The following is a 19,730-nucleotide window of genomic DNA, read 5'->3' as shown; positions in this document are numbered from 1 at the left end:
CGCGGCCGGCCCGGATGGATCAGTCGTTGTCGGTGCGGGCGTCGGCTGCGGCCTCGCGCGCCTTGTCGGCGGTCGCGTCGGCGGCGTTGGCGGTGGCTTCGGCCGCGTCGGCGGCGGCTTCGCGGGTGGCGGCCTCGGCGCGCTGGCCGGCCTCGCGGGCGTGCACTTCGGCGTCGGCCGCGGCCTCGCGGGTGGCATCGGCGGCCGAACTGGCGGCCTCACGGGTAGCGGCGGCCGCGTGCTCGCCGGCCGCGGCGGCATGGTCGCCGGCGGCCGCGGCCTCGGCGCGGGCCTCCTCGCGCGAGGAGTTGTCGCAGGCGCCCAAGGCCAGGGCGAGGGCAGCGGCGGCGGGGATCAGCAGGATGCGGTTGCGGGTCATGGTCGACTCCTGTTCCGGGGAATGGGGCGCCAGGCTGGCGCGGCGGCAGCATTCCCCGGCCGCGGTGGGCGTGCCGTGAACCGGCTGAACAGTCCAGTCAGCAATAGGCTGGGACTATTGAACTGCCGTTCATCTGCGTATTCAGGTTTGGGGTCCGGAGGCCATTCCGCGGAAGCAGCTAAACGTTTTCATGCGCAGCTGGCAGGCCACCGTATGGAGCGGCGCAGGGGTGGCGCGGAAGGCCCGCAGGCGCAGCCATGCGCCCCTACCGTTGGGGCCAGTGGAGCGGGGCAATACGCGCGGTGAGGCGTAGCGGGTAGGAGGCAGGAGTGCGGCATGTGCGGCCGAACGCCGCCTGGCTCGCGCGAGCCTGCCCGTTGCATGGATATCCGGCCAGCGTTGCGCCGGCCCATTCCGGTGGAAAACCGCAAGCGTGGAATATCGCGCGCATCCGCAAAGCGGGATCCGGATAAAGCGAAAGGCCGCCGGTTTCCCGGCGGCCTTCCGTGCAGCGTGCTGTAAAGCCTTATTACTTCTTGGCTTCTTCGGCAGCGTCCTTGGCCTGCTCGGCAACGTCGGCAGCAGCCTCGGCGGTGTCGGCGGCAGCGTCGGCGGCGCCGTCGGTGGCAGCGCCCTCGGCCGAAGCGGCGGCGTCAGCGGCGGTGTCGGCAGCAGCAGCGGCCGAATCGGCGGCGACCTGGGCGGCGTCGGCAGCCTCGGAGCCCTCGGCGGCAGCGGCGTCGGCAGCAGCCTGAGCCTCGGCAGCGGCGGTGTCAGCGGCAGCAGCCGCGTCCTGCGCCTGCTCGGAGTTCGAGCACGCGGCCAGGGCCAGACCCAGGGCCAGGGCGATCAGCAGCTTGTTGATGCTCATGTTGGATATTCCTCGTCGTTTAGTTGGGCAACGCGCTATTGCGCGCCGCCAACATGATGACAAGGCCGTTTCTGCTGTCAAGCAGCAACAGGTGAGGTTCCGTAAAGGCGTCGTGAAAACGATTACACCATTTCCAGAGCGATAGCGGTAGCCTCTCCTCCGCCGATGCAAAGCGCGGCGATACCCCGCTTCAGCCCACGCTTGCGCAGTGCGTTGACCAGGGTGACGACCAGACGCGCGCCGGTGGCGCCGATCGGATGGCCCAGGGCACACGCGCCGCCATTGACGTTGAGCTTCTGGTGCGGGATGCCCAGGTCGCGGATCGGGGCCATGGCCACCACCGCGAACGCCTCGTTGATCTCGAACAGGTCCACGTCGTCGACCTTCCAGCCCACCTTGTCCAGCAGGCTGGAGATGGCGCCCACCGGGGCGGTGGTGAACCACTCCGGCTGCTGCGAGAAGGTGGCATGGCCGACGATCCGCGCCAGCGGCTGCAGGCCGCGGCGGGCGGCGTCATCGGCCGACATCAGCACGGTGGCGGCGGCGCCGTCGGAAATGGAGGAGGAGCTGGCCGCGGTGACCGTGCCGTCCTTCTTGAATGCCGGCTTGAGGGTCGGGATCTTGTTGATGTCGGACTTGCCCGGCTGTTCGTCGCTGGCGATCTCCACCTCGCCCTTGCGGGTGGCGACCTTGACCGGGACGATCTCGCCCTCGAACGCGCCGCTGGCCTGCGCCGCCTGCGCGCGCCTGACCGACTCGATCGCGTAGGCGTCCTGCTCCTCGCGGGTGAAGCCGTACTTCTCCACGGTCTTCTCCGCGAACACGCCCATCGACTGGCCGTCGTACGGGTTGGTCAGGCCGTCCCAGGCCATGTGGTCCACCGCCTGGAAACCGCCGTAGCGGTTGCCGGTGCGGGAGTTGGGGATCATGTGCGGCGCGTTGCTCATCGACTCCATGCCGCCGGCGACCACGACCGAGGCCGAGCCGGCCTTGATCAGGTCGTGGCCGAGCATGATCGCCTTCATGCCCGAGCCGCACACCTTGTTGATGGTGGTGCAGCCGGCGGAGGTCGGCAGGCCGGCGGCCAGCGCCGCCTGGCGGGCCGGCGCCTGGCCGAGGTTGGCCGGCAGCACGCAGCCCATGATCACTTCCGACACATCGGCCGCGGGCACGCCCGACTGCTCCAGCGCCGCGCCGATCGCGGCCGCGCCCAGGGTGGGCGTGGGCACGCCGTTGAACTGGCCGAGGAAGGAACCGATGGCGGTGCGTTTGGCGGCGACGATCACGATGTCGGACATGGGGGTGCCTCGCAAAGGGTGAGCCGCGATTATCCGCACACCCGGCAGGGGCGCGCCACACCCACGGTGGCAGGCGACAAGCCGCGCACGCTTGCGGTATAGAACGGCCATGGCGGCGTCCGCGCCACGCCTTCGGGGAGAACACGATGCAGGGAAGTGCCCGACATCCTTCCGGCGCCGCACGCGTGCTGCTGGCGACCGCCGTGGCCATCGCCCTGTCCGCCTGCGGTGGCGGGGGAGGCGGCGGCAATGTCCGCCCGGGCAATCCGTCGACGCCCCCGCCGCCTTCCAGCGACGTCCCGCAGCCGGCCGCGGACGCGCACCTGGCCATCACCAACGCCAGCGCCCGGCAACGTGGCGGCCTTACCGGTGCCGGCTATGCCATCGGCCTGATCGACACCGGCGTGAACCGCAACCACCCGGGCCTGGCCGGGCGGGTGGCGGCCAACCTCAACTACGTGGATCCGCAGGCGAACAACCTCGCGGTCGACGACGTGGTCGGCCATGGCACGACGGTGGCCCTGCTCGCCGCCGGCGTGCCGGTGGGGCCCTGGCCGGGTGGGGTGGCACCGGGGGCGACCATCCTCTCGGCGCGGGTCATCAACGACAGGCGCCCGGACGACGACGGCTCCGGCCGCGGCAACGAGGTCAGCGGCCCGCTGGGCCTGCGCCCGGTCCACGAGGACCTGGCCGCGCGCGGCATGCGCATCATGAACAACTCCTGGGGCGGGCTGTACTGGACCCGGGACAGCGTCACCGCGCAGATCGCCGAGGAGTACCGCTTCTTCATCCGCGACCACGACGGCCTGGTGGTGTTCGCCACCGGCAACGAGGGCCGCGCCAATCCCACCGATACCGCCTCGCTGCCCAGCCAGGCCGGGCCCAACGGCACCCGCCCGGCGGCCGACCTGGAACGTGGTTGGCTGGCGGTCACCGCGGTGGACACCAGCCGTCCCGACCGCCTGGCCTCCTACGCCAATGCCTGCGGCCTGGGCCGCGACTACTGCCTGGCCGCGCCCGGCACCTCGGTCTACCCCGGGCACGACGCCACCGCGGGCAACACCACTTATTACTATGGCTCCGGCACCTCGTACGCGGCGCCGCTGGTGTCCGGCGCCGCAGCCCTGGTGTGGGAGAAGTTCCCGTACTTCGACAACGACCTGGTCCGCCAGACCTTGCTGGGCACGGCCACCGACATCGGCGCGCCCGGCCCGGATGCGGTGTTCGGCTACGGCCTGCTGAACGTGGCGCGCGCCCTTGGCGGGCCGGCGAAGTTCGACTGGGGCGACGTCGAGGCGAGCTTCGAGGGCGAATCGGCCTGGAGCAACCCGATCAGCGGCGCCGGCGGCCTGGTCAAGCGCGGCAGCGGCACCCTGGTGCTGGAGAAGCCGTCCACCTACACCGGCGCTACCCGGATCGAACAGGGCGTGCTGCGCGCGCCCGGCGGCCTGTCCGCCTCCGACGTCCACGTGGCCAGCGGCGCGCGGCTGGAGCGCGTCACCGAACTGGGCGCGGACCTGGTCAACGCCGGCACCGTCGTGGTCGACGGCGGCGGCAGCGCGCAGGGCGCGCCGTTGGTGGTGATGGGCGACTACACCCAGCAGGCCGGCGGCCGCCTGGCCCTGGTGCTGGGCAATGGCGGCATGCAGGTGCGAGGCCGCGCCACCATCGAAGGCGGCGACGTGCAGGTCATCGGCCAGCGCCAGGGCTACGTGATGCAGGTGCGCGAGGACGTACTGTCCGCCGAGGGCGGCCTGGCCGGCCGCTTCGACGGGCTGGGCGCGGGCCCGGGCGTGTTCCTGGACGCCTCGCTGGTGTATGGCGGCAGCAGGGTGTGGATGGAACTGCGCCGGGTGGACGTGGCCGCCACCGCCGCCGCGCTGGGCATCGGCGATCCGGCCGCGCTGGGCGCGGCCCGGCGCCTGGAATCGGCGTTCTCGAGCCTGGACCAGAACGGCGTGCCGGCGGCGGCCGGCGCGGATTTCGAGCGCATTGCCGGTGCCATCCAGCGCACCGAGGACGCACAGTCGGCGGCCGCCACCCTGCGCAGCCTCTCCGGCGAATTGCATGCCGCGGCCATGGCCGCCACCTTCGACAGCCTGGACCTGGGCCGGCGCACGTTGTCCTCGCGCCTGGACCAGCTGGCCGGCGGCGCCCAGAGCAGCAGCAGCTGGATCGAATCCCTGGGGGCACCGGCGCTGGCCGGCGGCGCGCACGGCGATGCCCGGGTCAGCGGCTGGATGGCAGGCCACGATCTGCGCCTGGACGGGCGCAGGTTTGCCGGCCTGGCCGTGGCCGAAACCCATGGCGACAGCCGCCTGCGCGCGCTCGGCGACCGCAGCCGCGAGCGCCAGGCGCAGGTGCAGGCCTATGCCGGCGTGCACGGCGAGCGCGCCTACCTGGCCGGGCAGTTCGGCAGCGGCCAGTGGCAGCGCCGCACCGACCGCCAGCTGCTGGCCGGTGCCAGCCGCCACGCCGTGCATGCCGGTTACGACGGCCGCTTTGCCGTGGCCGCGCTGGAAACCGGCTGGCGCTTCGGCACCGGCGCCAGCGGCCTGGTGCCGTATCTGGGCCTGGAATACGCGCAGGTCCAGAGCGACGGCTTCCGCGAGCAGGGTGCCGCCGGCTTCGGCCTGCGCAGCGCCGCGCTCGATGCCCGCCGCAGCCAGGGCCTGGCCGGCCTGCGCGCGTTCGGCCATTTCGGCGCGTGGCAGCTGCAGGGGCATGCGGAGTGGCAGCACACCCTGTCCAGCGCCGGGCTGGCGCCGCTGGCCAGCTTCGTCGGCGTCGATGCCTGGTCGCCGCTGGCCGCGGCTGATCCGACCCGCGGCGGTGGCCTGTTCGGCTTGAGCGCGCGCACCCGGCTCGGCCGTCACGCGCAGCTGGGCTTCAGCCTCGACCAGCGCTTCGGACCGCGCGGTGACGCACGCCAGGCCAGTCTCCAGTACGCCGTGGACTTCTGAAACGCCGCGCGTGGCCGGCGGCGTTTCCGCCGCACTTCAATGGCGCAGCCGCTTGGCCCGGGCAGGCGGCGCGCACCGCGCCGCCGCAGTACCCGGGCGCCGGCGAGGTCTGGCGCGTCGCCACGCGCTGTGGCTTGCCGCAGGACTGGTCCGGGGGCGACTCCCGTGCGCAAGTCGCCGGATGCGGCCTTCGGCCCTGTCCGGGCCATGCGGGCCAGGCTCAGCCGCGGCCCTCGAACAGTTCCCGGCCAATCAGCATGCGCCGGATCTCGTTGGTGCCGGCGCCGATCGCATAGAGCTTGGCATCACGCAGGATGCGGCCGGCCGGGTACTCGTTGATGTAGCCGTTGCCGCCCAGCGCCTGGATGCCTTCCAGCGCCACCTGCACCGCGGCCTCGGAGGCATGCAGCAGGCAGGCCGCCGCGGCGGCGCGCGAACGCCGGCCTTCGTCGAAGTCGCGCGCCACCTGGTAGGCGAAGGCGCGGCTGGACTGCAACGCGGTGTACATGTCGGCGAGCTTGCCCTGCATCAGGCCGAAGGTGCCGATCGCCGCGTCGAACTGCTTGCGCTCGCGCACGTAGGGCAGGGCGATGTCGAGCGCCGCCTGCATCAGCCCGATCGGGCCGCCGGTCAACACCAGGCGCTCGGTGTCCAGGCCGCTCATCAGCACGCGCACACCCTGGTTGACCTCGCCCAGCACGTTTTCCTGCGGGATCTCGCAGTTGTCGAACACCAGCTCGCAGGTGTTGGAGCCGCGCATGCCCAGCTTGTCCAGCTTCTGCGCGGTGGAGAAGCCGCGCATGCCACGCTCGACGATGAAGGCGGTCATGCAGCGGCTGCCGGCCTCCTTGCCCGCGGTGCGCATGTACACCAGCAGCACGTCGGCTTCCGGGCCGTTGGTGATCCACATCTTGCTGCCATTGGCGATCCACACCCCGTCGCGCAGCTCGGCGCTGCAGCGCATGGAGCCGACCACGTCCGAGCCGGCGCCCGGCTCGCTCATCGCCAGCGCGCCCTTCCATTCGCCGCTGCAGAGCTTCGGCAGGTACTTGCGGCGCTGGGCCTCGTTGCCGTTGAGGAACAGGTTGGACACGCACAGGTTGGAATGGGCGCCGTAGCTGAGCCCCACCGACCCGGAGGCGCGCGAGATTTCCTCCATCGCCACCAGGTGGGCGAGGTAGCCCATGCCGCTGCCGCCGTATTCCGGGGCGACGGTCATGCCCAGCAGGCCCAGCTCGCCCAGCTTGGGCCACAGGTCCTGCGGGAACGCGTTGTCGTGGTCGATCTGCGCCGCGCGCGGCGCGATCTCGCTTTCGGCGAAACGCTGGACGGCCTCACGCAGCGCGTCGATTTCCTCCCCAAGCTGGAACGCTCGCATCGGCCGCCTCACTCCCTGATTGTTTCATTTGAACCTAGTGTAGTGCGGGACGCGAAAGCGTCATGTGCGGACGCAACAAACGCCGCCGGGATGGGGGTTCTCCGCTGCCCGGCAGCCATGTACACAGCCCGGACAAGGCCCACGGCCACACCCGGAAAGGCAGCAGGTCACCCGTAGCAGGCGCATCGACCCTATGCGTACGCAGGCACATATGCCCGCAAGGCCACAGGCCGCACCGGGACCCCGAATCCCGAATCCCGAAAAAAAGGCCCGGAACCCGGGCCTTTTTTTCCTCAGTGCTGCTCGCCGCGCAGATGCCCCATGCGCGGGGCCGAGCGGCCCATCGGCAGCTTGAGCTTGCCGATCGCCGACAGGCGCGCCTCGGCGATGCGGTCGGCGGCGTACTGCGGGCTGATGTTCTCGCGCTCGGACAGGTCGAAGATCTTCGCCACGTTGTGGTAGATGCTGCGGATCAGGCGCATCGCCCGCTCGCGGTTGTAGCCGTCGATCTCCAGCGACACGTTCATCACGCCGCCGGCGTTGACCGCGTAGTCCGGCGCGAACAGGATGCCGCGCCGGTGCAGCTCGTCGCCCACCGCATGGCTGGCCAGCTGGTTGTTGGCCGAGCCGCACACGATCTTCGCCTTGAGCCGCTCGATGGTCTCCATCGTCAGCGCGCCTTCCATCGCGCACGGCGCGAACACGTCGGCGGCCACGTCGTAGATCTCGTCCACGCCGACCGCCTCCACCCCGTACTCGGACACCGCGTACTCCACGCGTGCCGGGTCCAGGTCGGTGACGAACAGCTTGGCCCCGCGCTCGCGCAGCAGCTTCACCAGCTCCATGCCGATATGGCCCAGGCCCTGCACCGCGATGCTGGTCTTGCCGATTTCCTCGTGGCCCAGCTTGCGCTGCAGGCTGGCCATCAGCGCCTGCAGGGTTCCGTAGGCGGTGAACGGGGCCGGGTCGCCGGAGCCACCGTGGACCTGGTGCACGCCGGTGACGTACTCGGTCTCCAGGTACACCAGCTCCATGTCGTTGACGTCCGTGCCCACGTCCTCGGCGGTGATGTAGCGCCCGCCCAGCGCATCGACCGCGCGGCCGAAGGCGCGGAACAGGGCCTCGGTCTTGTCGGTCTTCGGGTCGCCCAGGATCACCGCCTTGCCGCCGCCGATGTTCAGGCCGGCCAGCGCGTTCTTGTAGGTCATGGTGCGGCTCAGGCGCAGCACGTCGCGCACCGCGTCGGCCTCGTCGGCGTAGTGGCGCATGCGCACACCGCCCAGGGCCGGGCCCAGCACGGTGCTGTGGATCGCGATGATCGCCTTCAGGCCCACGTCGGGGTTGTTGCAGAAGACCACCTGTTCGTGGCCGGAGGTGGCGAGGGTTTCAAACAGCATGGCGGGCTCCGCGTCGTCGGGTCGCGCGTGGCGGCGGGCCGGCCGGCACCGCCGGGCGCCGGGTCCGGAAACAAAAAAGCGACGTGGCCGGGTGGGGGAGGGCATGCGTCGCGGGTCGCATTCTAAACCGGTTCCAACTCCGCTCCCGCGAAGGCTTGTCCGAACGAACGATCGTGCTATTTTGCGTTCCATGAACCTGCCCGCGCCTGCCACCGCCAAGGGAGCCCATACCCGCGACATGCTCCTGGGCCGCGCCTGCGAGCTTGCGGCCCGGGTCGGGCTGGAGGGGGTGAGCATCGGCGAGCTGGCCAATGCCGCGGGCATGTCCAAGAGCGGCGTTTTCGCCCACTTCGGCTCGCGCGAGGACCTGGTGCGGCAGACCCTGGAATGGGCCGCTGCCGGCTTCACCGACCAGGTGCTGGTGCCGGCCCTGCGCCGGCCGCGTGGCCTGCCGCGGCTGCAGGCGGTCATCGAAGGCTGGATGGACTGGATCCTGGCCCATCCCGACGGCTGCGTGTTCCTCGGCGCGATCTCCGAGTACGACGGCCGCCCCGGCCCGATGCGCGAATTCGTCACCGAACTGATGGAGCGCTGGCGCGGCGTGGTCGAAACCGCGGTGCGCAAGGCCGTCGAGGAGGGCCACCTGCGCCCTGGCACCGACCCGAAGCTGCTGGCCTTCGAATTGCACGGTCTGATGTACGGCCTGCACCACGTACGCCTGCACGACCCGCAGGCCCCGGACCTGGCGCGCCGCGCCCTGCACGACCTGTTCGACCGCTACCGGGCCGATGCCGGCCCGGCCACTCCCCCCCGCTGATACGGAGCTGTGCCATGGATGCCGCAAAGCCTTCTTCTTTGCCTCAAAAAAGCACGACCGTTCGCAAATCCGGCGTCCCGCGCCCCCTGCGCTGGGCCTTCCGCGCCGGCAGCTGGCTGGCACCGCGCACCACCGTGCGCCATGCCTCGCGGCTGTTCGCCACGCCGCTGCCCAGCTCGCGCAGCCGCGCCCTGGCCGCCCCCTGCGACGACGCCCGCATCGGCCAGGTGGAAAGCGGCGGCCACGTGCTGACTACCTACACCTGGGGCGATCCGGCGTTGCAGCCCTATGTGCTGTTCGCGCATGGCTGGTCCAGCTTCGGCCTGCGCTGCCGGCCGTGGGTGGAGCCGCTGCGCGCGACCGGCTACGCCGTGGTCGCCTTCGACCTGCCCGGGCACGGGCGCAACCCGCCATGCCAGACCAACCTGCCGGCCTGCGCCGCGGCGCTGGCCGACGTGGCCCGCCAGCACGGCCCGGCCGCTGCCCTTGTCGCGCACTCGATGGGCGGCGCGGCGGCGGTGCTGGCGCTGCGCGAAGGCGTGCGCGCCGGCCGGGTGGTGCTGCTGGCGCCGGCGGCGGACATGCGTGAGGCCGGCCACCGCTTCGGACGCACGATCGGCCTGAGTCCGCCGCTGGTGGCGCGCATGTTCGAGCGCTTCGAACGCCAGATCGGCATTGCCGTGGACCAGCTGGCCGCGCACCTGCACCTGCCCGCGCTGGGCGTGCCGGCGCTGGTCGTGCACGACGTGGAGGACGAGGACGTGCCGTGGGAGGAGGGCGAACGCTACGCCCGCCTGTGGCCGGGCGCGCGCCTGCTGAGCACCCGCGGCCTGGGCCACCACCGCATCGCCTCCGAACCGCAGGTGGTGGAGGCGGCGCTGCGCTTCCTGCGCGGCGAGGCGGTGGGCGAGCGGGTGGTGTCCTCGCCCAACCTGCCGTTCGGGCTCGCCTGAAACCATGTTTGACTTTATGTGAACCGCATCGCAGATTGCGCGCCGCACGGGGGGGGGCCGTCGGCGCGCCTGCGCGCCCAGCAACTGCCCGACCACACGCCGGCGCCGCCGGCGTGGTGGTCGCGCGCGGCTTTCCCCGGCCCGCCAGGGAATTGGCGGCCTGGTCCCCCTTCCGCACGGATGCGGGGATCGTCCACACCACAGGGGGGAAGCCCATGAACCGTCATGCAGTCGTCCTCGCCGCGCTGTTGCTGGCCGGCGCCACCCAGCCCGCGCACGCCCAGGCCGTGTCCCAGGCGTGGAAGCAGTACCGCGAAGGCCGCACCACCCAGGCGCCGCCGCCGCCGTCCGAGCCGGAGCTTCCGGCGGCGATGAGCTACCAGCAGGCCCAGTACTACCGCCCGGTGCAGCGCGACGGCAGCGGCTTCTTCGTTGGCGCCCAGCTCGGCAAGGGCTGGATCTACGAGGAGATCGACCAGGACGCGGTTTCGTTCAACGCCGGCTACCGCTGGCAGGCGGGTCCGGTCGCGCTGCTGGGCATCGAGGTGGGCGCCGGCCGCCTGGCCGACACCCGCTGGCAGGGGATCCATTTCGATGAGGTGAAGTTCCGCAGCATCGGCTTCAATGGCCGCTTCAACTTCGGCCGCCACAACCCGTGGTACGGCATCGTCCGTGCCGGCTACTGGGCCGCCGACGTGGGCGAGGGCGAGTGGGCCGGGGAAGTGGATGGCGGCTACGCCGGCATCGGCGTCGGCGTGGACCTGGGCCGCAACGCCAACCTCAACCTGCTCTACACCAGCTACGTCTACGCCAGCTCCTACTACTGGGCCGACTACGAGTTCAACCGCGCCGACACCGTGACCGTCGGCATCGAAGCGCGGTTCTGATCGCGATCACCGGCGGCATATAGCCCGGGCAGGCGGAACGCACCGCGCCGCTACAGTGCCGGGGCGATGGCGGGGCCCGACGCGTCGCCAACGCGCTGCGGCGGAGTCCCGGATGCGGCCTTCCTTATCCGGGCTAGGCGTAGGCGTCGCATTTCAATGGCCGGGGCCGCGAGGGCGGCCCCGATGCCATCGCACATCGATGGCGCAGGGCGCGGCCCGCCGCTGCTGCCGGGGAACCGCCGCCGGACGGCGTTGGCGGACGACTTCGCGTGCATGGCGGGATCCCCGGGTGCCACCCGGCCTTCCGGGCGCCGCCGCGATGCAGGGCGTCGCCATCGCACCTGCGCGAAAGTCACGCTGCACCGCGCCAATCCGTTTCGGATGCAAGCACTAGAATCGGGTCGAATCCCGACTTTCCGGTGACGCATACGCATGAGCACGCCCGCCAGCCATCTCCAGGGCGCACGCCCCGAAGCCCACGCCGACACCACGCCGCTGCGCTTCGTGACCGCGGCCAGCCTGTTCGACGGCCACGACGCGGCGATCAACATCATGCGCCGGCTGATCCAGGCCCAGGGCGCTGAAGTGATCCACCTCGGCCACAACCGCAGCGTCGAGGACGTGGTCCGCGCCGCGCTGCAGGAAGACGCCGACGCCATCGCCCTGTCCAGCTACCAGGGCGGCCACGTCGAGTACTTCAAGTACATGGTGGACATGCTGCGCGAGAAGGGCGCCTCGCACATCCGCGTGTTCGGCGGCGGCGGCGGCACCATCACCCCCGAGGAAATCCGCGAGCTTGAGGCCTACGGCGTCGAGCGCATCTACCATCCCAACGACGGAATGAAGATGGGGCTGGTGGAAATGATCGGGGATGTGGTTGCGCGCGCCAAGCGCGCGCGTGATTCGTCATTGCTGACTGGTGATCCGCAAGGGCACGACGCGGCCGACGAGTTTGCGATCGCCCGCATGCTCTCGAAGATCGAAGACGGCGTCTTCTCCGAAGCGGAACTGGCCCTGATGCGCCGGGGCTGGGCTGCCGCTCCCAGCGAATCACGAACCACGAATCACCAGTCACGCCCGACCACGCCAGTGGTCGGCATCACCGGCACCGGCGGCGCCGGCAAGTCCTCGGTCACCGACGAGCTGCTCAACCGCTTCCTGGCCTGCTTCCCGCAGATGCGCATCGCCGTGCTGTCGGTGGACCCGACCCGGCGACGCACGGGCGGGGCGCTGCTGGGCGACCGCATCCGCATGAACTCGCTGCGCAGCCACCGCGTTTACATGCGCTCGATGGCCACCCGCCGCCAGCACAGCGCCACCAACACCGTGCTGCGCGACTGCATCGGCTACCTGCGCTCGCTGGATTTCGACCTGGTGATCGTGGAGACCGCCGGCATCGGCCAGTCCGACTCGGAGATCGTCGACCTGGTCGACTTCCCGGTGTACGTGATGACCTCCGACTACGGCGCCGCCAGCCAGCTGGAGAAGATCGACATGCTCGACTTCGCCGAGCTGGTCGTGCTCAACAAGTACGACCGCCGCGGCGCCGAGGACGCGCTGCGCGACGTGCGCAAGCAGTGGAAGCGCAACCGCAACGCCTTCCAGGTGCCGGACGAGGAGATCCCGGTCTACCCGACCATCGCCAGCCAGTTCAACGATCCCGGCGTGAGCTGGATGTTCGCCAACCTCTGTCGCCTGCTGCGTGGGAAACTGGACTCCGCCCTTGGTTCTGCTGTCGGCTCCCCCCGCTGCGACTTCAACCCCAGCATCGACACCTCGCTGAAGGAACCGCGGGCCACCGTGCTGATCCCCGGCAACCGCGTGCGCTACCTGGCCGAGATCGCCGAGCAGGGCAGGGCGATCAACCGCCGCATCGAAAGCGAGGCCGAGACCGCCGCCCGCGCCCAGCATTACTGGGAAGCCCTGCGCGAGCTGGGCGACCCGCTGCTGCCCGAGCCGCTGGCGCTCTACGACGGCGCCGCCCTGCAACCCCCGTCCACCGGGGAGGCTGTCGAAGCCGACCGCAGCCTGCTCACCCTGCGCCAGCGCTACAACGACGCCATCCAGTCGCTTTCCAGCGATTCCCAGCGCCTGCTGCGCGAGTGGCCGCAGCGGCTGAAGTCGATCACCGACGAGGTCAACGAGTACCAGGTCCGCGGCAGGACCATCCGGGTCGAGAACTACCGTGAGTCCCTCAGCCACCAGAAGATCCCGAAGATCGCCGCGCCGCGCTTCAGGTCCTGGGGCGAGCTGCTGACCTTTCTCGGCAAGGAGAACCTGCCCGGCAGCTACCCGTACACCGGCGGCGTCTACCCGTACCGCCGCACCGGCGAGGACCCGATCCGCATGTTCGCCGGCGAGGGCACGCCCGAGCGCACCAACCGCCGCTTCCACTACCTGTCCGCCGGGCAGCCGGCCGCGCGCCTGTCCACCGCGTTCGACTCGGTGACCCTGTACGGCGAGGACCCGGCGCCGCGCCCGGACATCTACGGCAAGATCGGCAACTCCGGCGTCAACGTGCCCACGCTGGACGACATGAAGAAGCTGTACTCCGGCTTCGACCTGTGCGCGCCGAACACCAGCGTGTCCATGACCATCAACGGCCCGGCGCCGATCATCCTGGCGATGTTCATGAACACCGCCATCGACCAGCAGGTGGAGAAGTACCTCAAGGCCGACCCGGACCGCTGGGCCGAGGCGCAGCGGAAAATGGACGCCTTCTTCGAAGGCCGCCAGCGCCCGCGCTACCACGGCGACCTGCCGCCGGGGAACGACGGCCTCGGCCTGGGTCTGCTGGGCGTCACCGGCGACCAGCTGGTGGACCGCGAGACCTACGAGAAGATCAAGGCACAGACCCTGCGCACCGTGCGCGGCACCGTGCAGGCCGACATCCTCAAGGAAGACCAGGCCCAGAACACCTGCATTTTCAGCACCGAGTTCGCCCTGCGCATGATGGGCGACATCCAGCAGTACTTCGTCGACCACCAGGTCCGCAACTTCTACTCGGTGTCCATCTCCGGCTACCACATCGCCGAGGCCGGCGCGAACCCGATCAGCCAGCTCGCCTTCACCCTCAGCAACGGCTTCACCATCGTCGAGTACTACCTCGCCCGGGGCATGCACATCGACGACTTCGCGCCGAACCTGAGCTTCTTCTTCAGCAACGGCATGGACCCGGAGTACACCGTCATCGGCCGCGTCGCCCGGCGCATCTGGGCCCGCGCCATGCGCGAGCGCTACGGCGCCAACGAACGGTCGCAGATGATGAAGTACCACATCCAGACCTCCGGCCGTTCCCTGCACGCGCAGGAGATCCAGTTCAACGACATCCGCACCACGCTGCAGGCCCTGTACGCCCTGTTCGACAACTGCAACAGCCTGCACACCAACGCCTACGACGAGGCCATCACCACGCCGACCGAAGAGAGCGTGCGCCGCGCCGTGGCCATCCAGATGATCATCAACAAGGAGCTGGGCCTGAACTTCATCGAGAACCCCTGGCAGGGGAGCTTCGCGGTGGAGTACCTGACCGACCTGGTGGAGGAGGCGGTCTACAAGGAGTTCGAGGCCATCAGCGAGCGCGGCGGCGTGCTCGGCGCCATGGACACCATGTACCAGCGCGGCAAGATCCAGGAAGAGAGCCTGTACTACGAGCATCGCAAGCACGACGGCAGCCTGCCCCTGGTCGGCGTCAACACCTTCCTGCCCAAGGAACACGCCGGCGAAGTGGCCACCGAGATCGAGCTGATCCGCTCCACCGAGGCCGAGAAGGCCCAGCAGATCGCCAACGTCCGTGCCTGGCAGGCCAATCGCAACGTGCTGGCGCCGGCAGGGGAAACCGGCCACGCCCACGTGGTTGAGGATGAAACCGTGACCGAGGTCCACAACGGCCACGGCCTGGCGTATCTTCAGGACACGGCGCGTCGGCGGGGGAACGTGTTCGAGGCGCTGGTTGAAGCGGTCAAGACCCACTCACTGGGGCAGATCAGTCATGCCTTGTATGACGTGGGCGGGGAATACCGAAGGAACATGTGATCTATCTAACTAAGGAGGGTGGCGTGACGAAAATTGTAGTTCTTTATAACCACAAGGGCGGAGTTTCGAAGACTACCACTTCGTTCAATCTGGCGCATTCGATTGCGGAGCGATTGAATACCAAGGTTTTGCTGGTTGATGGCGATCCTCAGTGCAACCTGACTGAATTGTCACTCGCGAAAACGATCGAGCATCTCGATCAGGCCGCTGCTGAAACTGGTGAACTGCAGCAGCTACCAGGGACCACCATTCTTGACGCTCTCGGCCCGAGATTTCGAGGCGAGCGGCCAGATGTTGACGTGGACTCAATTGATTTGATTGAGCTTCTGGATACCCGTGTCAGCTTGCTGAGGGGCGATATCGGGTTGAGTGAGGCTGAAGATGTCCTTTCCCAAGCTCATAACTTGCGGACCGGGACTGATGTTCATCAGAAGCGAAATTATGTTGCCCTGCATGACATGCTTAAGCGCCTGGCCGAGGCGCGTGGTTTCAGTCACGTGATTGTTGATGTTGGTCCTAGCGCCGGGGCCCTCACCAGGGCTTTCTTTCTGGCTGCTGATATCTTCCTTGCTCCTGTCGTGCCGGATCGATTCAATTACCAAGCGATCACTTCACTCAGCGCGATTATTTCTAAATGGATTCGCGAGAATTCTGCAATTGTTTCTGATTTCCAGAAGCTTGGCTTGAACGTTCCGCTTGGTTCGCCCCAGTTCCGTGGCCTGATCATGCAGCGCTACCAGCGATATGCGGGTGAGGCTAAGCCAGCGTTCAAGCACTGGATGCAGTTGATCCCGAAACGCGTAGTTGAGCGGCTGCTTCCGTCCATGATCGATGCATCTGGTTCGAAAGATGTTGTGCTCGAGAGCTGTTGGACAGCGCCTGTCGCTGTTGAAATTCCAGACTTTGCTAGCTTGGCGCCGATGATGTTGACTCATGGTAAGCCGGTGTGGAATCTGACGGAAAAAGAGACGGGATGGGGCGGCGTTGTGTGGGTCGGTCGTCAAGAAGAGATGTCTAACTTCAAGGCTAAATTTTACCACCTTGTAGATGTAGTTGAGGCCTAATGACGCACGGAACTAGCATGGAATACGCCGTGGTCGCATTCATGGATGTTCTTGGTTTCGCGGAGATGGTCCAGGCCGATTCAAGGGCGCCTGCAGCTACTCGCTTGATGACTTTTCTCCAGATATTCCAAGATATCCGTGAAACATATGGCGGCGCCGTTAGGATGTTTTCGGATTCCATCGTGATAGAGGCTAGTCTTGATCTAGAAGGCGTGAAATCGGTGATTTCGATTGCTGGGAAGCTCCAGCGCGAGTTTCTGAGGGGCGGGATACTGGTTCGGGGGGGCGTTGCCTTCGGTAAGCATTTTTCAGACGCCAACACGATTTACTCTGAGGCGCTGGTGAACGCATATTACATTGAGAGTAAGAAAGCTAGGAATCCGCGAATTGTAGTAGATCCAAACTTGATTGACTTTTTTAGCAATCACCCGACGGCTACAGATGCGGACAGGAGGTGGCTATCTGATAATCTTTGCAGGGACAGGGATGGCTTTCTATTCATTGAATATATAGGTGTTGAAAATATCGAGGAGTTGACTCCGAACGTCGCTCAGGTGATAGCGGACTCAGCCAAGGGGAATGATTCGATAGTGGATAAAGTTTGTTGGATGCTGGATTACCACTCTTTCTCGTGTGAGCGTTCTGGTCGTCATGATCTTCGGATTGAGGGCAATGGGTTGAAGTTTTCTGCATATTGACTAGATGAAAGAAACGGCCCGGTTTCACTTCCTATCGGACCAAGTAAAGAGGTCAGGTTAACTTTCCAGCGCGGATCGAGAGCAAAAGGGGAAGCATCTTCCTGCGACAAGAAGGGACAGGTTCATTCTTCCGGCGCCGAGCGTGTCCGACCGCGGGTCTGACCTCCAGGCTTCTCCGGCCAATGCTTCCACTTGTCTGCTTGTCTGGCTCGATCATTGCCGAAGGCTTTGTTCTGGCGGCTGTGGTCGCGTAGTCCGTCTTCCATCCGCTGGTCAAATGCCTGGCAAAACAATGCGCGGTAGGCGGTCTGCCGGCTGGTCGAACCGCGAGAAAGGGCCAGGTAGTCGGGGTGCGGGGTGATCCCGGGGTCATGCGCGCGAAGGGTGCTTCGCCGCGAGCTAGACCAGGCATGACCTACCCGCTGGCCGTACTAGTGATTACTGAAAGATCCCGGGGTTGAAGGCTGTTGCGTTGTCCGCTTGCTGTGCCCGGTGGTTGGCAGCGAACCGGGCAGGCGGCATCCAGACGACGTCCCACCGTGGTGGGGCGCGAAGATGTTCTCCACCCGCGACGTGCCAACCGCCCGTTCTCCCGCTTACTGCCTGGCCACCGCCGGCCACGGCGCCTCTGGTGGAGCTTCGCCGGCGAGACGGCTTTGCTTTCCGTCCAACGCCACGTTGAACGGTCGTCGAGCCGGCAAGAAGCAGTGCCGCGGCCTCCGCTGCCATGTCCGGATTGGCATGTTTCAGCGCGTAACTCGCATTGCTATAGCCGGGGCAGGGGCCGCATGGCCGTGGCTATCCTATGCCGGCGCGGGGCGATGCCCCTGGCCGCGGCGCGGCGGCAGCTGGCGCCGTGCCCGCAGCAACCCGAACGGACCATGGGGAGGTGAGGACTGATGGAGCATCAACACAAGGTGGACCTGACGCGGCGCAACCTGTTGCTGGGCTCGGCGGCGCTGGGCGCGGCGGCTTGGCTTCCGCCGGTGTTCGCGGCCTCCGGTGGCATCCGGGCCACGATCGATACCGGGGCCACGCGTCCGCCCATTTCGCCGATGATCTACGGCGGTTTCATCGAGCATATCGGCAACCTGATCAACCACAGCCTGTGGAGCGAGACGCTCGACGACCGCAAGTTCTATTACGGCGTCCTGGCCGAGCGCGCCCGCAAGCCGGATGATCGCCGCGGCGCGATGGGCTTCATGGAGAAGTGGGTCGCCATCGGGCCGGTCTCCGCCATCGCGCTGGATACCGAACGCCCGTACGTGGGCGAGCACAGCCCGGTCGTCACCGTCGACGGCTCGCAGGAGCGGGGGATGGTGCAGCACGGCCTGGCCCTGAAATCCGGTACGCCTTACGACGGCCGCATCGTCCTGTGGGCCGACCCGGGCGTGACGGTCGCCGTCAGGCTGGTCCGGGATGGCGGCAAGACGCTTTCCACCCGGGTGCGGGCGTCGTCGCAGTGGCAGACCCAACGCTTCCGTTTCGAGCCTGGCGCGGACACCACCGACGCGCGCCTGGAGATCGTTGGCCAGGGCCGTGGCCGCTTCGGCGTGGGGGCGGTGTCGCTGATGCCGGCGGACAACGTGCGCGGGTTCCGCGCCGACACCGTGGCGCTGATGAAGCAGATGAACTGCCACATCCTGCGGATGCCGGGCGGCAACTTCATCTCCGCGTACGACTGGGAGAACACCATTGGCGACCCCGACCGGCGCCCGCCCGTCCTGGACCCGGTGTGGAACGCGGTGCAGCCCAACGACGTGGGCGTGGATGAGCTACTGCAGCTGTGCGAGCTGATCGGATGCGAGCCATTCTGGTGCGTGAACACCGGCTTCGGCGATCCGCGCTCCGGCGCCCAGCTGGTCGAGTACGTCAACGGCAGCGCCGACACCGAGTGGGGCGCGAAGCGGGCGGCCAATGGTCGCGCCGAGCCTTATCGCGTGAAGTACTGGGCGGTGGGCAACGAGATGTACGGCCACTGGCAGTACGGGCACATGGCCCGTGACCAGTACACGGTCAAGCACAACATGTTCGTGGACGCCATGCGCAAGGTGGACCCGGACATCTACATCGTGGCTCCCGGTGGTTTCGTCGACGAGATGACCACCGGCCAGGGCATCTTCATCGAAGGCCAGCCGCAGGTGCATGTCGGCTCCGACCGCGACTGGGCCTACGGCATGTTCAAGGACAGCTGGGGCAGGTTCGACGCGCTGGGCACCCACGCCTATCCGCCGGCTGGCAAGCGCTTCGACCTGGCCACCGGCAAGCTGGTGGATGTAAACCAGACGCTCAACGAGTGGGTGCACCAGATGCCCGACCGCATCCGCACCATGGTGGATGCCTGGGAGCAGTACAAGAAGCACTTCCCGGAACTGGAGAAGGGCAGCGTCAAGGTGTTCTTCGACGAATGGGCCTTCCATTTCGAGGACGACCTCAAGGGCGCCCTGGCGATTGCCGCCGCGTTCCACGAGTTCTTCCGCCACACCGACTTCATCGCGATGGCCGGTTTCACCATGGCCACCGGCTGGCTGAACTTCGACCGCACGCGCTCGCAGATCAGCATCAAGGGGCGGATGTTCCAGTTCTACCAGGAGCGCTTCGGCACCGTGCCGGTGGCGGTCAACGGCAACTCGCCCACGCCCGCGCCGAAGTACCCGGTCGGCGGCGACCAGCCCAGCGTCAATACTGGCGGCGACACGTATCCGCTGGACGTGTCCGCAGCGCTGACCGCCGATGGCCGGACCCTGGCCGTGGCCGTGATCAATGCCACCGAAGCGCCGCACAGCTTCTCGCTGGCGCTGCAGGGGTTCCGGCCCAAGGCGGCGGGGCGCTGCTGGAAGTTCAGTGGCCCCGGCCCGGACGCGAAGAACCCGCTTGGGGAGCCGGAGCGCGTCGGTCCCAGGGAGTCGACGTTCGACGCCTCGGCCGGGTTGCTGACCATCGCCCCGGTAAGCGTGGAGATCTATCACTTCGAGCGGGCCTGACCGCGG

13 protein-coding genes are annotated in these 19,730 nt (G+C 68.0%); 8 read left to right on the top strand and 5 right to left on the bottom strand.

Translation table 11 applies throughout. The features are described from left to right. Positions 1–19: 19 nt before the first annotated feature. From EIM48_RS05595 to EIM48_RS05585, 3 genes are all read right to left on the bottom strand, one after another. Complete coding sequence (locus tag EIM48_RS05595) at positions 20–379, bottom strand: hypothetical protein (protein ID WP_019399517.1); 360 nt, start codon at positions 377–379, stop codon at positions 20–22. A gap of 529 nt (positions 380–908) precedes the next feature. Then, positions 909–1,250, bottom strand: coding sequence for a hypothetical protein (locus EIM48_RS05590; protein ID WP_019399518.1), 342 nt, complete (start codon positions 1,248–1,250; stop codon positions 909–911). Between the two features lie 122 nt (positions 1,251–1,372). Then, complete coding sequence (locus tag EIM48_RS05585; RefSeq protein ID WP_019399519.1) at positions 1,373–2,548, bottom strand: thiolase family protein; 1,176 nt, start codon at positions 2,546–2,548, stop codon at positions 1,373–1,375. 146 nt (positions 2,549–2,694) lie between these two features. On the opposite strand from EIM48_RS05585, the gene EIM48_RS05580 reads away from it, so the two are divergent. After that, complete coding sequence (locus tag EIM48_RS05580) at positions 2,695–5,511, top strand: S8 family serine peptidase (RefSeq protein ID WP_125111267.1); 2,817 nt, start codon at positions 2,695–2,697, stop codon at positions 5,509–5,511. Positions 5,512–5,731: 220 nt separating this feature from the next. Here EIM48_RS05580 and EIM48_RS05575 read toward each other — a convergent pair whose 3' ends face one another. Both EIM48_RS05575 and EIM48_RS05570 read right to left on the bottom strand, forming a co-directional pair. Next, positions 5,732–6,889, bottom strand: coding sequence for an isovaleryl-CoA dehydrogenase (locus EIM48_RS05575; RefSeq protein ID WP_125108638.1), 1,158 nt, complete (start codon positions 6,887–6,889; stop codon positions 5,732–5,734). 293 nt (positions 6,890–7,182) lie between these two features. Beyond that, on the bottom strand, positions 7,183–8,286 hold the full coding sequence (locus EIM48_RS05570) for a Glu/Leu/Phe/Val dehydrogenase dimerization domain-containing protein (protein WP_028915602.1): 1,104 nt from the start codon (positions 8,284–8,286) through the stop codon (positions 7,183–7,185). A 238-nt stretch (positions 8,287–8,524) separates the two neighbouring features. Here EIM48_RS05570 and EIM48_RS05565 point away from each other — a divergent pair, with 238 nt between their 5' ends. From EIM48_RS05565 to EIM48_RS05535, 7 genes are all read left to right on the top strand, one after another. Next, positions 8,525–9,103: a TetR/AcrR family transcriptional regulator gene (locus tag EIM48_RS05565; protein WP_233581643.1), complete on the top strand. Its 579-nt coding sequence runs from the start codon at positions 8,525–8,527 to the stop codon at positions 9,101–9,103. A gap of 14 nt (positions 9,104–9,117) precedes the next feature. Further along, entirely contained in the window at positions 9,118–10,056 is a 939-nt protein-coding gene (locus tag EIM48_RS05560; RefSeq protein ID WP_233581642.1) for an alpha/beta hydrolase, read from the top strand. Positions 10,057–10,271: 215 nt separating this feature from the next. After that, positions 10,272–10,943 (top strand): hypothetical protein, encoded by a 672-nt coding sequence (locus EIM48_RS05555; protein WP_233581641.1) that lies wholly within the window; start codon positions 10,272–10,274, stop codon positions 10,941–10,943. A 432-nt stretch (positions 10,944–11,375) separates the two neighbouring features. After that, a complete protein-coding gene (locus tag EIM48_RS05550) occupies positions 11,376–14,978 on the top strand; it encodes a methylmalonyl-CoA mutase family protein (protein ID WP_125111266.1) in 3,603 nt (1,200 codons plus the stop codon). Between the two features lie 23 nt (positions 14,979–15,001). Next, positions 15,002–16,042 (top strand): ParA family protein, encoded by a 1,041-nt coding sequence (locus EIM48_RS05545; protein WP_158675195.1) that lies wholly within the window; start codon positions 15,002–15,004, stop codon positions 16,040–16,042. A 17-nt stretch (positions 16,043–16,059) separates the two neighbouring features. Continuing rightward, on the top strand, positions 16,060–16,740 hold the full coding sequence (locus EIM48_RS05540) for a hypothetical protein (protein WP_125111264.1): 681 nt from the start codon (positions 16,060–16,062) through the stop codon (positions 16,738–16,740). A gap of 899 nt (positions 16,741–17,639) precedes the next feature. Then, complete coding sequence (locus tag EIM48_RS05535) at positions 17,640–19,724, top strand: alpha-L-arabinofuranosidase (protein WP_125111263.1); 2,085 nt, start codon at positions 17,640–17,642, stop codon at positions 19,722–19,724. The last annotated feature ends 6 nt before the right edge of the window (positions 19,725–19,730 follow it).

It is taken from the genome of Pseudoxanthomonas sp. SGNA-20 (assembly GCF_003931635.1).
GTDB lineage: Bacteria > Pseudomonadota > Gammaproteobacteria > Xanthomonadales > Xanthomonadaceae > Pseudoxanthomonas.
The sequence above is the reverse complement of the archived record's forward strand: the minus strand, read 5'-3'. Positions and strand labels throughout refer to the sequence as shown.

Excerpts from the sequence above, each read along its gene's own strand:
- EIM48_RS05560 (WP_233581642.1), top strand. The coding sequence starts at position 9,118 with ATGGATGCCGCAAAGCCTTCTTCTTTGCCTCAAAAAAGCACGACCGTT.
- EIM48_RS05550 (WP_125111266.1), top strand. The coding sequence starts at position 11,376 with ATGAGCACGCCCGCCAGCCATCTCCAGGGCGCACGCCCCGAAGCCCAC.
- EIM48_RS05585 (WP_019399519.1), bottom strand. The coding sequence starts at position 2,548 with ATGTCCGACATCGTGATCGTCGCCGCCAAACGCACCGCCATCGGTTCC.
- EIM48_RS05595 (WP_019399517.1), bottom strand. The coding sequence starts at position 379 with ATGACCCGCAACCGCATCCTGCTGATCCCCGCCGCCGCTGCCCTCGCC.
- EIM48_RS05565 (WP_233581643.1), top strand. The coding sequence starts at position 8,525 with ATGCTCCTGGGCCGCGCCTGCGAGCTTGCGGCCCGGGTCGGGCTGGAG.
- EIM48_RS05570 (WP_028915602.1), bottom strand. The coding sequence starts at position 8,286 with ATGCTGTTTGAAACCCTCGCCACCTCCGGCCACGAACAGGTGGTCTTC.
- EIM48_RS05575 (WP_125108638.1), bottom strand. The coding sequence starts at position 6,889 with ATGCGAGCGTTCCAGCTTGGGGAGGAAATCGACGCGCTGCGTGAGGCC.
- EIM48_RS05590 (WP_019399518.1), bottom strand. The coding sequence starts at position 1,250 with ATGAGCATCAACAAGCTGCTGATCGCCCTGGCCCTGGGTCTGGCCCTG.
- EIM48_RS05540 (WP_125111264.1), top strand. The coding sequence starts at position 16,060 with ATGGAATACGCCGTGGTCGCATTCATGGATGTTCTTGGTTTCGCGGAG.
- EIM48_RS05555 (WP_233581641.1), top strand. The coding sequence starts at position 10,272 with ATGAACCGTCATGCAGTCGTCCTCGCCGCGCTGTTGCTGGCCGGCGCC.
- EIM48_RS05535 (WP_125111263.1), top strand. The coding sequence starts at position 17,640 with ATGGAGCATCAACACAAGGTGGACCTGACGCGGCGCAACCTGTTGCTG.
- EIM48_RS05580 (WP_125111267.1), top strand. The coding sequence starts at position 2,695 with ATGCAGGGAAGTGCCCGACATCCTTCCGGCGCCGCACGCGTGCTGCTG.